The organism is Apilactobacillus nanyangensis, from assembly GCF_016861915.1.
Lineage (GTDB): Bacteria > Bacillota > Bacilli > Lactobacillales > Lactobacillaceae > Apilactobacillus > Apilactobacillus nanyangensis.
This window is the reverse complement of record NZ_BOLX01000021.1, coordinates 1-14,081: the sequence shown is the minus strand read 5'-3', so window position 1 is coordinate 14,081 and position 14,081 is coordinate 1. Positions and strand designations below refer to the sequence as shown.

Below are 14,081 nucleotides of genomic sequence, written 5' to 3'. Positions count from 1 at the left end.
ATACCGGATCAATTCCTCCCAGAAAATAGCATAACCATCTTCCAATTTTAGGGGTTCAGGTCAAGGTCTTTTTTATTACCAAATATTTACTCGTTTATCCTCAGGTAAGTACATCCCGTCACCAGGTTGAACGTCGAAGGTCTTGTAGAAGTCTTCTAGGTTCTTCACTTGAACTTGTGCTCTTAATTCAGTAGGAGCATGCACATCGATTGATAGTAGTAATTGCTTGTATTGTTCAGTTGACTTGGTACGCCAGATGGTTGCCCAGTTAATGAAGAAGTCTCGTAGGTTTACGTCTGCTTCACCTTTAGCAGCTTCTAGGGCACAGCTTAAACCACCGGCATCGGCGATGTTTTCAGAAACAGTCAATTTACCGTTAACCTTTTGACCAGCGAAGTCTAAACCATCGAATTCCTTAATCATGTTTTCGGCTAAGGCGTCGAAGTGTTTGTGATCATCTTCAGTCCACCAGTTGTTTAGGTTACCGTATTGGTCGAATTGACAACCGTTGTTATCAAATGCATGAGAAATTTCATGGGCGATAACAGCACCGATACCACCGAAGTTTTGACTTGATGATTGTTCTAGACTGTAGAAAGGTGCTTGTAGGATGGCAGCTGGGAAGACAATCACGTTTTCTAGAGGTGAATAGTAGGCGTTAACTGTGTTAGCACTCATATCCCAGATGCTCTTATCAACGGGTTTGTTCCACTTACTGAACTTATCCTTAGTGATGATCTTGTCGATGTTTTCAACGTTGGTGTATAAATCACCACCATCTTCTTTACCAACTACCTTGAATTGGTGGTAAAGGGGATTGATTTCATCAGGATAACCAACATGAATGGCTAGGGCATTTAACTTAGTGATAGCCATCTTCTTGGTATCTTCGCTTAACCAGTCGTTTTGAGATAGACGTTTTTCATAAACGTTAATCATCTTAACGACCATATCGTGGACATCTTGTTTGGCTTTTTCACCGAAGTACTTGCGACCGTAGTAGTCACCAACAACTTGGTCGAATAAACCGGATGCTAGGTAGTAAGCGGCCTTCTTAGGTTTAGTAGCTTCCTTCTTACCAGAAAGGGTACGTGAGAAGGTACCACCGATTTGACGGAATTCTTCTGATAGTAGACCAGCAGAACCTTTAACTACCTTCACAATCATCCAGTTCTTCATCTTATAGAATGTATCGTCGTTGACAATTTCGTTGAATGCCTTGAAATAATCTGGTTCAGTCACGATGATTTGATCAGGAACTTGACCAATTAGACCGGTAACGTAGCTATTCATATCAAATTTATCAATTTGATTAGCTAAGTCGCTGTAACTCATTGGATTGTACATCTTAGTGAAGTCAGCATTTTCTTCAGCAGACTTAACATGTGGTGCAATTGTTCTATCAAAGTCTTCAGCTGCATCAACGATGTTTTTAGCTTGTTGTTCATCGTATCCGACCATTGTTAGTAGCTTTTGTACCATGTCACGAAATACTGGCATTAGTTTGGCACCAGCAGGATTTTGTTTATCATAGTATGTCTTATCTGGTAAGAAGGTGGAAGCACCACTTGCATACAATGCATTGTACTTGGCGTTCTTCATGTCTGCCTCAATCCCAAAACCAAATGGTAGGGGCAAACCAGATAGAGTCCAATCAGATAGTTGTTGGTTTAAATCGTCGAATGATTTAACGTCTTCGATTCTTTGAAGAGTCGCTTTAAGAGGTTTGGCGCCATCTTGTTCACGCTTATCAAAGTCCATTGCTAAATCATATAACTTCTTGAATTCTTGCATATCGTCGTTTGATGGTTTCATTGATCCATCAAGTAAGGCGTCAAAGTCATTCATTAAAGTTTTATCGATATTATCGACTAAGTCCATAAAACCACCGGTTGAAGAGTGGTCTGACGGGATGGTTGCATTCTTAACCCATTCACCGTTAACGGCTTGATAAAAGTCGTCTTTGATTAGTGATTCGTTAATCTTGTCATTACTCATTTTGACACCTCATTTACTTTTATTTTTTGCTATATCCCTAGTATATAAAAAAGCTATTCTAAAGTTAATAGAATAGCTTTTCTTTATTATTATTTGTTGATTAAATCTTCGATTGAGTTGATGTTCTTCATGTACTTAGGAACAGCCAATCCAACCTTAGCACCATTCAAGTTTGGACCAACATCGTCGATTTTATCCTTGTATTGTTTCAAGTATAAACCGGCAGTGTTAGGTAACCAAGCTGATAGTGAAGCATCAGCAGCGTTAGTTGCGATTGATGCCCACATAGGTTGCATTTCTAGTGCTTGGATAGTTGCCTTGTAACCCATCTTGTTTAGAACTTCAGCCATCACATTAGTTGATGCAATTTCTGAATCCCAAGCAACATAAGTTAACTTAACAGCTTTACCATTACCTTTAGCGGCACCCTTAGTCCATTCTTGATATAACTTAGGGTTCTTCTTGATAAAGTTGTCAGCAGCTACCTTAGGATCAACACCAGCATTAGTTTGTAGCATAACGTCTGACATTTGAGCTGGAGTCCAGTGGAATTGCTTTAGAATCTTGTAAGCACCAGGATTATCCTTGGCTAGACCTTTTCTAGCAATTGTGTGGATTTGTTCTGAAGAACCGTAAACATTCTTAGGATCCTTTAGGAACTTAAGAGGGAACTTCTTGAACATCCAGTGTGGTTGCCATCCGGTAACTACGATTGGTTGTTTGTACTTAATTGCTTTAGCTAATGTAGAAGTCATTGCAGCAGTTGAACTAGTTTGTAGTTGCCACTTGTTTTGTGCTAAAGGATATTCCTTTAACGCATTTTGTGTAGAAGCCATAATACCAGCCCCAGCATCAATACCTGTGATAGTGTAGTTGATTTGAGGACCTAACTTCTTATGAGGATTGTATGGAGAAGTTAAACTACTACAAGCAGTTAGAACTGTTGCCATAAGAAACATGGTTAATGTTGCTAAAACATATCTAGTTTTCTTTCTCATTTAAATCCTCCTAATTAGTGTTTTTTGTTCTTGTTAAAGGCTTGAGTAACACGGTCTAGGATAATTGCTAGGATTACGATTGCAAAACCAGCAGTGAAACCTGAACCAGCGTTGTTTCTACCTACGGCGAAGTAAACTTCTGAACCAAGACCAACGGCACCAATCATTGAAGCGATAACTACCATTGATAGAGCAAGCATCATACCTTGGTTAACACCAGACATTAATGTGTTCTTGGCAATTGGTAATTCAACCTTGATTAGCTTTTGCCAACCAGTTGAACCGAATGAATCGGCAGCTTCAATTAAATCAGTAGGAACTTGTTCAATTCCTAGGTTAGTCATTCTTACTACTGGAGGTAGTGAGAAGATAACAGAAGCAATAACACCAGGTACCATTCCGATACCGAATAAAGCAACGGCAGGAATTAGGTAAACGAAAGCAGGCATTGTTTGCATAAAGTCTAGAATTGGTTTAACGATTACCTTAACAGTGTGACTCTTTGCCATCCAGATTCCTAAAGGAATACCGATAACAACGATGATTAAACTAGAAGTAAGAACTAGTGTTAATGTTTGAGTCATATCTCTCCAGTAACCTTGGTTGTAAATTAATACAAGACCGATAAGTTCAAAAATCATTAGTCCCCAGTGCTTGCTGTCATGTAGTGCCCAGTAAGTGATACCTAGAACTAAAACGATAAATAACCAAACAGGTAGTAAATCAAATACCCATTGGAATGAGTTAACGATAGCACCAATGAAATCAGTGATACCATTGAAGAAACCAACAAATTGAGTTAACCAGTTAACGAACTTGTTAATCCAATCTGCAAATGGAATTGGTTGCATAGTTAAAGTAAATAAATTAGCCATTATTTTGCACCTCGTTTCCAGAAATTGCGCCTAATACGGAACTTCTAATGATAATTCCTAGTAGTCGATCATTGTCATCCAATACCGCGAAAGGTACTGAAGTCTTGGAAATGTCGTTCAATAGTGACTTGATAGGTGTATCAGGTGTAGTTGTTGGAACGTCGGTTCTAAGAATTGATTGTAGGTCACGTTTGTCATCTTCAATTTGCTTGATAACATCCTTAGCATCAATTAATCCCTTGAAGTGGTGTTCTGAATCAACAACGTAAACACTTGAGTTGTGGTTGTCCTTCATTAATCTTAGCGCGGTTCTTGGACCGTCCTTTTCGATGTTGATAACATCTGGTCTAATCATAACGCGGCTAGCGGTAAGAATCTTAGTTCTGTCCACACCTTCGATGAATTTTTCAACGTATTCATTCTTAGGGTGTTGTAAGATGTCTTCTGGTGAACCGATTTGAACAATTTCACCATCACGCATGATCATAATACGGTCACCAATACGTAGTGATTCGTTTAAGTCATGTGAAATGAAGATGATAGTCTTCTTTAGGTGTGATTGTAAATCTAGCAATTCGTCTTGCATTTCTTTTCTGTTAAGTGGATCCAATGCTGAGAATGCTTCATCCATCAATAGAATTTCTGGGTCATTAGCTAAACCACGAGCTAATCCAACACGTTGTTGTTGTCCACCAGATAATTCATTAGGGTATCTATCATCATATCCGTGTAAGCCAACTAGTTCTAAGCATTCGTGTGCTTTTTGATGTCTAGTTTCTTTATCGACTCCTTGGATTTCTAAACCGTAAGCGGTGTTTTCGATAATGGTTCTGTTAGGGAATAGAGCAAAGTTTTGGAATACCATACTCATCTTCTTACGTCTAAATTCACGTAATTCTTTCTTATCGAATTTAGTAATGCTTTCCCCGTCTAATAGAATTTCACCATCAGTTGGTTCGTATAAACGGTTCAACATTCTAATTAAAGTAGACTTACCACTACCGGAAAGTCCCATGATAACAAAGATTTCATTTTCGTTAACATCGAAGTTGGCATCGTGAACACCAACTACGCTGTTAGTTTTAGCTAAAATTTCATCTTTGGATTTTCCTTCGTTGATCATTTCTTTGGCACGACCAACATGACGACCGAAAATCTTGGTTAGATGTTTAACTTCAACTTTTTTGGTCATGATCTTCCTCCTTGAAATTGTAGTTTGTTTAAAGCATAGGTACTATTATTACAAAGAAAAATGTTATGTGTCAAATAAGTTACATTCGCAAAATGCCGATTTGCCGGCTTTAAACGGCATAAGCTTGCATGATGGAGCCATTTAAGATTTATTTAATTAAAGTGTGTTAAAATGACTTAAATTGGAATTTTTAGGTTCAAAATTTGATAATTAAGAAGGAATTATTTTGGGTAATTTATTGAAAAAATTTCCCATCAAAATGGTGGGGATTTTTGCATTAATTGGGGTAATTTTAATGTTTTTTGTTAGTCATGATGACTTTTTATATACGCAACCAATTATGCAGATTCAAAAAGTTGAAGAACTTAGCAAGAATAAGGAAGTCGATACTTTTCAAAACGTTGATCACAGTTATGTACAAAAATTAAGTGGGGTAATCACCAATGGTAAACATAAGGGTGAACACATCACGTTAAACAATACATATACAGACTCTAAGGCGATGGATAAGAAGTACAAAGTCGGCCAAAAAGCCTTTGTGGTCTTACACGGACAGGGTGAAAGCACAATTAAAGACGCCAAACGAGACACGCCAGTCGTCTTTTTAATTTATCTAGCGATTGCCTTGATGTTTATCTTCCTTAAAATGGCGGGGATTACTGCCATTGGAAGTATCATCATTAATACCATCTTATTCATGGTGGCACTATACTTTGACGGTTTTAATAACGGGTCAAATGTTTTATGGATTTTCTCCATATTAGCCGTGTTATTTTCAGCAATAACCCTTTGGTTGGTAATTGGGTGGAATCGTCAAATGTTTGTGACTTTAGGATCAACTGTCGCATGTACCTTTTTGTCGATTCTAATCAGTTTGATTGTCTTTCGATTCACGCACGAAAAGGGAATTTTCTACGAATCAATGCAATACGTCACCCAGCCCCCACGTCCATTGTTCTTAGCTGAAACCATTATCGGTTCACTAGGGGCGGTGATGGATGAATCAACTGATATCATTTCTTCACTATTTGCGTTGAAAATGGAATGTCCTGACGTTTCTAAAAAGCAGCTATTCTTGTCAGGTCGAAACATTGGTAAGTCCATCATGGGACCACTAATTAACGTCTTATTCTTCATCTTTATGGGTGAAACTTTGTCGATGACACTTCTATTCCTAAAGAACGGAAATAGTTGGGGATATTCATTTTCAATGAACATGTCATTGGGGATGGTGCAAAGTCTAATCAGTGGGATTGGAATTGTGCTTGCAGTTCCGGTTGCCAGTGGATTAACCAGTTTTTTTGCAGAAAAGAGGCGTAAATAATGAGTGCAATTATCGTTTTAGGCCTTGTCCTATTAGTACTAATGGTATTGGTAGGTGGTAAACAAGGTTTTCAATCATTTTTAAGTTTGGTGCTTAACTTTGGCTTCTTATTCTTTGCGATTGTTTTGATGGCATTTCACTTTCCACCAATCGTCGTCACTTTGATTGCCGGAGTGATCTTATTGGCATTGACCATCTTCTTGAGTGGAACCAATGATGAGACCAGTCGTTTAGCGTTTATCGCTTCCGTATTAGTGCTATTAGCGCTTGTCTTATTGATTGTGCCGGTCGAACACTGGGCACAGGTGCAAGGATTTGGGCTGGAAGATAGTGATGACCTAGAAGGGCTATCTTTACCAATCGGAATTAGTTTTATCGATATCGCGATTTCAACAGCCATCCTAAGTACGTTAGGGGCGATTGCCGAAGCAACGATGGCGATTGCATCCGGTTTGGATGAAATTAAGGAACAGCATCCGGAGATTAAACCAAGCCGTTTGTTCTTCGATGGGGTCTATGTTGGAAAACAAATCATTGGAACAACATTGAATACCTTATTCTTCGGATTGTTTGGTGGATCACTATCATTATTTGTCTGGTTCCACGGCTTATCCTACTCATTGGGGGATATTTTAAACGACAAGGTCTTTGATGCCGAGTTCATCATCATCTTGTTCTCGTTAATCGGTGTTATCATTACGATTCCAATTACATCGTTTGTCATTACTGAGCAATTTAAAAATCAAAAACAAACTAAGTCCTAACATTGTTAGGGCTTTTTTATTGCATTTATGCTGATAAAACTTAATACTAGACTTAAATTGAAAAGAGGCGTTGTTAATGAATAAAAAAATAGAATCAAATGACTTATTTGAATTGAAATCCATTACGCAAGTTACTGCTATTAATGGAAATATTTTCGCTGTTTTAAACCGTGTCGACAAGCAAGAAAATACCTATTTTGCTGATATTATCAGCATTAACAACAAGAACGAAGTAAAGAAATGGACCGATGGTGGTAAGAACGTCAATCCCGTGCAAGTGGGCGATTACCTAGTCTATCTACATAATGGTGATTTAATGAGAATGCCACTATCCGGTGGTAGTGCTGAACAACTTACTAGGGATGCCAAGATATCCAAACTAGTTAGTGGAAAAGATGGCCAAACCGTTTTCTACCAATCATCAGATAGTAAGATACCCGCTAAGTTTGAAACCACCAAGTTCCCAGAAACTAGAAGGGTCCACCGCTTTGATAACCGACATGACGGTATTGGATGGGTTGATGATCAAGCTACTGATACCATCTACCGCTATAACATTAAGATGAACCAAAGAAACGCTGTCTACAGCTCCAAGTACGATTTGAGCTTGCAAGATGCGAACGCCAAGCAAAACCGTTTATTGGTAATCAAGCCAACTAACCCAACATTGGAAACTGAATCAGACGAAACTAGGGCGGTCTACGATGTTGATTTAACTAAGGATACCGAAAAACAAGTTACAGCAAGTATCTCCAAGGGTGAATTTAGCTACGCTAGTTATTCTCCTGACGGTCAAAAGATTGCCGTTGTCGGAAACGACGCTAAGTATCCAAACGCAACCGTTAACGAGTTATACATCTATGATGAAGCAATTGATAAGTTAACCGACGTCACCAAGGACTTCGAGGGTGAAGTGTTCGGCTCAATTACCGCCGACTTTATTCAAAACGAGGGTAGTCACTTAGTTTGGATGTCAGACACTAACTTTGTCTTTAGTGGTGTGACTCACGGCCACAGCGTTGTCTTTGAATACAACGGCCATGACATCACCAAGTTGTTTGAAGGACACTGTCATGTTGTGGACCTAACCGCCATTGATGGTGAGGTGTACTTCAGTCTTTCAACTCCAACCACCCCAAGTCAATTAGTCCAACTAGTTGACCAACAACTAGACGTGAAGTTTGACCCTAACGCTAACTTCTCAGCACAACACGACTACGCTGACGTAACACCTTTTGAAACACCATCCAAAGACAGTAAGACTACTGTTGAGGGATGGGTATTAAAGTACACCGGTAGTTCTAACCATCTTCCAGTGATTCTATATGTTCACGGTGGTCCACAAGCTAACTACGGTGAAAGTTTCTTCCATGAATTCCAAGTCTTAGCTAGTCGCGGTTATGCCGTCGTCTACGTTAACCCACGTGGTTCTACCAGTTACGGTCAAGAATTCGAAACCGGCGTCATTGGTAGATACGGAAAGGAAGACTTTGCAGACGTTCAATCTGGTTTAGATGCTGCCCTAAGTCAATTTGCCGACCTAGATGAACAAAACACATTCATTGCCGGTGGCTCTTATGGTGGATTCATGTCCAGTTGGGCAATTGGTCACACCGACCGTTTCAACGCTGCGATTGTGCAACGTCCTGTATCTGATTGGCACTCATTATATGGAACATCCGACATCGGAGTTCGTTTCATTAGAAAAGAACTTGGCAAGGATCTATACGATGAGGGCGGATTGGAATACTACTGGGACTGTTCACCATTGAAGTATGCCCACAACGTCAAGACACCTACTAGAATTCAACATGGTGAATTCGACATGCGTTGTCCGGTTAACCAAAGTGAAGCGTTATTCACAGCAATTAAGCAAACCGGCACCCCTGTGGATTACATTCGTTATCCACAATCATTCCACGGATTCTCAAGAAACGGTTTACCAAACCTTCGCATCAAACGACTATCAGACATCTATGAATGGTTTGATAAATATTTAAGATAGTATTAAGAAAAGCTGTTATGGAAACATTCAGCTTTTTTTATTAAATAAAAAATGACATAATAAAGTCATTACATAAAGAAAGCAGGACTGATAATGGATACTGTTATTTATTTAATTTTATTTTTTGTTGTAATCGCACTATTACTATTCGGTGCCTATGAAACACTACCAAAGATTCATAAGTTGAATAAGACCATCAACCAAAAAACACTTGATTCATTTGGCGGAGATAAGAAACAAATCGAAGCATTTAAGTCAGGGGAAAAGAAGTTAAACGTCGTTACTGGTCAATACGTGATCTTAGCAATCGTCGCTACTGCGTTTGTCTTGAGCATCATCTTCCCAGAAATGGCCAACAACTACTTAATCATCGTGTTATTTGTACTAGAAGCAATTTACATCTTCCTAGGATTAAAACTACCTAGCTTAGAAAAGAAACATGGTGAATTCACCGGGGATGTTTTAAAGAAGCGTCTACAAGCAATTCGTCTTACATTTTTCGCTTTCATCGGGTTCTTCGTAGCCGTTGATGTGTTAATTTTAATCATTGAATTACTATTTTCTCAGAATGTAAGATTGCTATAAAATACTAAAGGAGCCTTGATTAGGCTCCTTTTTATTTATTAAGAAAATATTAAATTAGAAAATAATGATAAAAATATGTTGCAATATTAGAAAATGGGTGTAATATATAAAACAACTTAACCGATACGAATAAAACAAGATGATCAGGAGAGTAGTTATCCAATGATTGTGCAGAGAGTTCACGTTTGCTGAAAGTGAATGAATCAGAAGATAATGAATATGGCCTGTAATTTGGCATCGCTGATAATTAAGCGATGATGGGGTGGCAACCATTATTAATTGCACGCGTTTATATAGACGTTATTGAGGGTGGGAGTGTAAGCTTCCACTAAATTAGAATGGTACCACGGAACTCCGTTTCTAGATTTAATCTAGGAGCGGAGTTTTTTTGTTGGCTAAGTTAAAAATTCCGTTACATACATTTATATTTTTTAGGAGGTTATTCTTATGAAGAAGAATTACAAGAAATTATTATTGGCTTTTACATTTTTATTAGTATTACCACTAACCCTTTTAGCAAGTTGTGGTAAGGATTCAGGACACACAGTTAAGATTGGTATCATGGGTGGAGACACACGTGTTTGGAAAGCTGTTCAACAACGTGTTAAAAAAGAAGGCGTTGATCTACAACTAGTTCAATTCACTGATTACTCACAACCAAACAATGCTTTAACTAACAAAGAAGTAGACATTAATGCATTCCAAAACTACGCATTCCAAGACAACTGGAACAAAGCTCACCACACTAAGATTGTAGCTATTGGTAAGACTATCTTCTCACCACTAACTCTATACTCCAAGAAGGTTTCAAGCCTAAAAGATCTTAAAGATGGCGCATCAGTTGCTGTTGCTAACGATGTTACTAACGAAGCTCGTGGACTAAAACTACTTGCTAGTGCCGGTCTAATCAAGCTAAAGAACACCGCATTACCAACTCCAAGTGACATTACTGAAAACAAGAAGCACCTAAAGATTGTTCCTCTAGATGCTGCACAAACTCCAAGAGCTTTATCTGACGAAGACGTTGCTGTTGTTAACGGTAACTTTGCCCTAGATTCAAACCTAAGCTCAAAGGACATTCTATTCAAGGAACCTACAAACAAGGCTTCAATCCCATACATCAACATCATCTCAGCTAACAAGAGTGATGCTAACAACAAATACTACAAGAAGGTTGTAAAAGCTTATCAAACTCAAGCTACTAAGGATCTTCTAAAGAAACTTTACAAGGGTGAAAACATCCCTGCATGGGACATCAACTTCAACAAGTAAGGTTTAGAAACAAAATAGAGGTAGAGGTGAAACTATGGCACAAATTAGTCTAGAGCACATCGATGTCACCTTTAAGCAAAAACACCAAGTTTCAAAGGCGGTACAAGACGTAACGCTACAAATTGAAAAGGGTGACGCTTACGGTATCGTTGGTTATTCAGGGGCTGGTAAGAGTACTCTAGTACGAGTAATTAACCACCTGCAAAAACCAAGTGCCGGAAAAGTGATTATCGATAACAAAGATATTGATAAATTCAGCCATGCGCAAATTCGTCAATTAAGAAAGAACATTGGATTTATTTTCCAACACTTTAACTTAATGAACGCCAGAACAATTGAAGACAACATTCTATACCCAATGGTTGGAACTAAGACTTCAAATGAAGAAAGAAGAAAACGTGTTCAACGTTTGATTAATCTAGTTGGTCTAAATGGGAAGGAAAAGTTCTACCCAGCCCAACTATCTGGTGGACAAAAACAAAGAGTGGCCATTGCCAGAGCTTTGGCAAACAATCCACAAATCTTAATTAGTGATGAAGCAACCAGTGCGTTGGACCCAAAGACCACGCAAGCAATCTTGCAGTTACTAAAGAAGATTAACAAAGAACTAGGCGTTACCATCGTCTTAATTACCCACGAAATGGACGTAGTTAAGTCACTATGTAATAAGGTAGCTGTCATGGATACTGGTAGGGTCGTCGAAAAGGGAAGTATCTTAGAAGTTTTCAGTAACCCTAAGACACAACTAACCAAAGACTTTATCGACACCACCAACAACGTCAAGGAAGCAGTGGAAACACTAAGCGCCCAAGAACGTTTCGTTGAATTATCACGTAACCAACAACTATTCAGATTGCATTACATCGGTGCTTCTACTGAAACACCAATCATCGTTGATTTGTACCAAAAGTTTGGTGCAGTCGCTAACATCGTATATGGAAACATTGAATTTATTTCAAACGTGCCATTAGGTAACTTGATTATCGAAATCGATGCTGAAGAATCAACTATCAAAGAAATCAAAGAATACCTTGCTTCAAAGGATGTTCATTTAACCAACATCAATTTGGATCAAGAAAAAATCAGAAATAGTAAGGAGGGATAGCAGATGAGTTCATTTTTGACACATTACTTACCAAACGTGATGACAATGATTCCGGACTTTGAACAAGCCACAATCGAAACATTGTACATGACATTCGTAACAGCACTAATTGGTGGAATAATCGGTTTGTTTATCGGTGTTTTACTAGTCTTAACTGGACCAGAAGGAATCAGTGAAAACATTCCTTTCTACACAGTTTTAGATAAGATTGTGAACTTCTTCCGTGCAATTCCCTTCATTATTCTATTAGCTGTGATTGCACCATTTACCAGAATTATCGTTGGAACTGCAATCGGTACTACCGCTTGTATCGTTCCGTTGGTAATCGCCGTTATTCCTTTCTATGCTCGACAAGTGCAAAACGCACTCCTAGACGTTGATAGTGGAATTGTTGAATCAGCCCAAGCCATGGGTTCATCAACATGGGGAATCGTCTTTAGAGTATACCTAAAGGAAGGATTACCTAAAATTATCCGTTCATCCGTGGTAACATTAATTAGTCTAATCAGTTTAACTGCAATGGCTGGTACCGTTGCCGGTGGTGGACTTGGTAACCTAGCTGTCATGGTTGGTTACCAAAGATATGAAAATGACGTTACCTTTGTATCATTAATCTTAATTTTGATTTTGGTATTCGTCATTCAAATTATCGGTGATATCTTAGCCAGATTAACTGATCACGAAAACGCAAAATAAGAAGGTAGATACTAATGGAAAAAGAAGAACAATTACAGGTATTAAAGGACCTAGTCGCCTTTAATACGGTAGATGCCAACGAAAGAGACATCGCAGATTATTTAAGCCAACTATTTAAAAAGCACGGGATTGCAAGTGAGATTGTGGACCAGTTTGATAATAGAAGTAATCTAGTTGCTCACATTGGTAGTTCTTCGAAAAAGGTTTTGGCCTTTGCTGGTCATGAAGATACCGTTCACGAAAATAACTTGGCTGATTGGACCCACGATCCATTTATTCCATACGTCGAAGACGGTAAAATTTATGGCCGTGGTGTGACTGACATGAAGTCAGGTCTAGCAGCCCAGGTGATTTCTTTGATCGAACTAAAAGAAGAACATGCTGACTTAAACGGTCAACTAAGATTTCTAGCAACCATCTCTGAGGAATTAACCCAGGGTGGGGCCAACTTCCTTTCAAAGCGAGGGGATGTTGACGAAGTCGATGCCATCGTGATTGGTGAACCAACCGGTCAAAGACAAAGCAATCAAAACCACCATTACATTGTCTATGCTCACAAGGGAGCACTTATTTACACCGTTAAGAGTGTCGGAAAGGCAGCGCATAGTTCTACTCCAGAATTAGGAATCGATGCGATTGATAACCTTATCAATTATCGCCAGGCAGAAAAGCAATACTTTGCTAAACAAACCGGTGAGGATGATATTTTGGGTAAAACCATCTACACACCTGATATCTTTGAGGGTGGTAAACAGGTTAACTCAATTCCTGACTTTGCCTATCAAAAGGTCATGGTTAGAACCATTCCACAATTAAATAACGATCAAATCATTGCTGATTTGCAAGAATTGATTGATTCATTTAACCAAAAGGATGGCTATAATCTAGAATTAGAGGTAAACTTCAGTGGTTATCCGGTCAAAAACGATGCAGATTCATCAATTGTCAACGCTGCTCAAGCTGCCAGTGAAGAAATCCTGGGTGGAAAACTTGATTTGAAGGCCTTATCAATGGGAACCGATGCTTCTCAATTTAAGGAACGCAATCAAGACGTGGATGTTATCGTACTAGGCCCAGGAAATGACACTGCGCATCAAACTGATGAATACGTTGATTTAGAATCATTTTATTCATTCATACGTCTATATAAACAAATTGCAATTAACTATTTAAAGTAAATAAAAAAGCCTATGAACTGAACCCCTTGAGTTGGAGAAATCTAACCTAAGGGGTTCTTTTATGTTTTCTAAAGAATTAAAATTAGCTG

The 14,081-nt window shown here is 38.6% G+C and carries 12 protein-coding genes and 1 other annotated feature; of the genes, 8 read left to right on the top strand and 4 right to left on the bottom strand.

Translation table 11 applies throughout. The features are described 5' to 3' along the window. Positions 1 to 75: 75 nt before the first annotated feature. The 4 genes from JUD45_RS06805 to JUD45_RS06790 form a co-directional block, all read right to left on the bottom strand. Positions 76 to 1,998 (bottom strand): M13 family metallopeptidase, encoded by a 1,923-nt coding sequence (locus tag JUD45_RS06805; RefSeq protein WP_203619894.1) that lies wholly within the window; start codon positions 1,996 to 1,998, stop codon positions 76 to 78. 89 nt (positions 1,999 to 2,087) lie between these two features. Further along, positions 2,088 to 2,996: a glycine betaine ABC transporter substrate-binding protein gene (locus JUD45_RS06800; RefSeq protein ID WP_053796871.1), complete on the bottom strand. Its 909-nt coding sequence runs from the start codon at positions 2,994 to 2,996 to the stop codon at positions 2,088 to 2,090. Positions 2,997 to 3,010: 14 nt separating this feature from the next. Continuing rightward, positions 3,011 to 3,871, bottom strand: a complete 861-nt coding sequence (locus tag JUD45_RS06795) for an ABC transporter permease (protein WP_138726405.1) — start codon at positions 3,869 to 3,871, stop codon at positions 3,011 to 3,013. Further along, on the bottom strand, positions 3,864 to 5,063 hold the full coding sequence (locus JUD45_RS06790) for a quaternary amine ABC transporter ATP-binding protein (protein WP_138726406.1): 1,200 nt from the start codon (positions 5,061 to 5,063) through the stop codon (positions 3,864 to 3,866). Before JUD45_RS06790 ends, JUD45_RS06795 begins: the two co-directional genes overlap by 8 nt. A gap of 295 nt (positions 5,064 to 5,358) precedes the next feature. On the opposite strand from JUD45_RS06790, the gene JUD45_RS06785 reads away from it, so the two are divergent. The 8 genes from JUD45_RS06785 (at position 5,359) to JUD45_RS06750 (ending at position 13,992) form a co-directional block, all read left to right on the top strand. Then, entirely contained in the window at positions 5,359 to 6,387 is a 1,029-nt protein-coding gene (locus JUD45_RS06785; RefSeq protein ID WP_225424267.1) for a YibE/F family protein, read from the top strand. Next, positions 6,387 to 7,151 (top strand): YibE/F family protein, encoded by a 765-nt coding sequence (locus tag JUD45_RS06780; RefSeq protein WP_034532580.1) that lies wholly within the window; start codon positions 6,387 to 6,389, stop codon positions 7,149 to 7,151. The genes JUD45_RS06785 and JUD45_RS06780 overlap by 1 nt, the downstream gene beginning before the upstream one ends. 76 nt (positions 7,152 to 7,227) lie before the next feature. Beyond that, entirely contained in the window at positions 7,228 to 9,156 is a 1,929-nt protein-coding gene (locus JUD45_RS06775; RefSeq protein ID WP_203619893.1) for a S9 family peptidase, read from the top strand. Between the two features lie 93 nt (positions 9,157 to 9,249). Continuing rightward, positions 9,250 to 9,741, top strand: a complete 492-nt coding sequence (locus tag JUD45_RS06770) for a hypothetical protein (RefSeq protein WP_034532583.1) — start codon at positions 9,250 to 9,252, stop codon at positions 9,739 to 9,741. Positions 9,742 to 9,871: 130 nt separating this feature from the next. Next, positions 9,872 to 10,106: a binding site (T-box leader), on the top strand. A gap of 82 nt (positions 10,107 to 10,188) precedes the next feature. Then, the gene (locus tag JUD45_RS06765) at positions 10,189 to 11,013 is read left to right on the top strand and encodes a MetQ/NlpA family ABC transporter substrate-binding protein (protein WP_138726408.1); all 825 of its coding nucleotides are present in this window, start codon (positions 10,189 to 10,191) and stop codon (positions 11,011 to 11,013) included. Between the two features lie 34 nt (positions 11,014 to 11,047). After that, positions 11,048 to 12,118 (top strand): methionine ABC transporter ATP-binding protein, encoded by a 1,071-nt coding sequence (locus tag JUD45_RS06760; protein WP_053792944.1) that lies wholly within the window; start codon positions 11,048 to 11,050, stop codon positions 12,116 to 12,118. A 3-nt stretch (positions 12,119 to 12,121) separates the two neighbouring features. After that, positions 12,122 to 12,814: a methionine ABC transporter permease gene (locus tag JUD45_RS06755; RefSeq protein WP_034532587.1), complete on the top strand. Its 693-nt coding sequence runs from the start codon at positions 12,122 to 12,124 to the stop codon at positions 12,812 to 12,814. Between the two features lie 14 nt (positions 12,815 to 12,828). Then, the gene (locus JUD45_RS06750) at positions 12,829 to 13,992 is read left to right on the top strand and encodes an ArgE/DapE family deacylase (RefSeq protein WP_138726410.1); all 1,164 of its coding nucleotides are present in this window, start codon (positions 12,829 to 12,831) and stop codon (positions 13,990 to 13,992) included. The last annotated feature ends 89 nt before the right edge of the window (positions 13,993 to 14,081 follow it).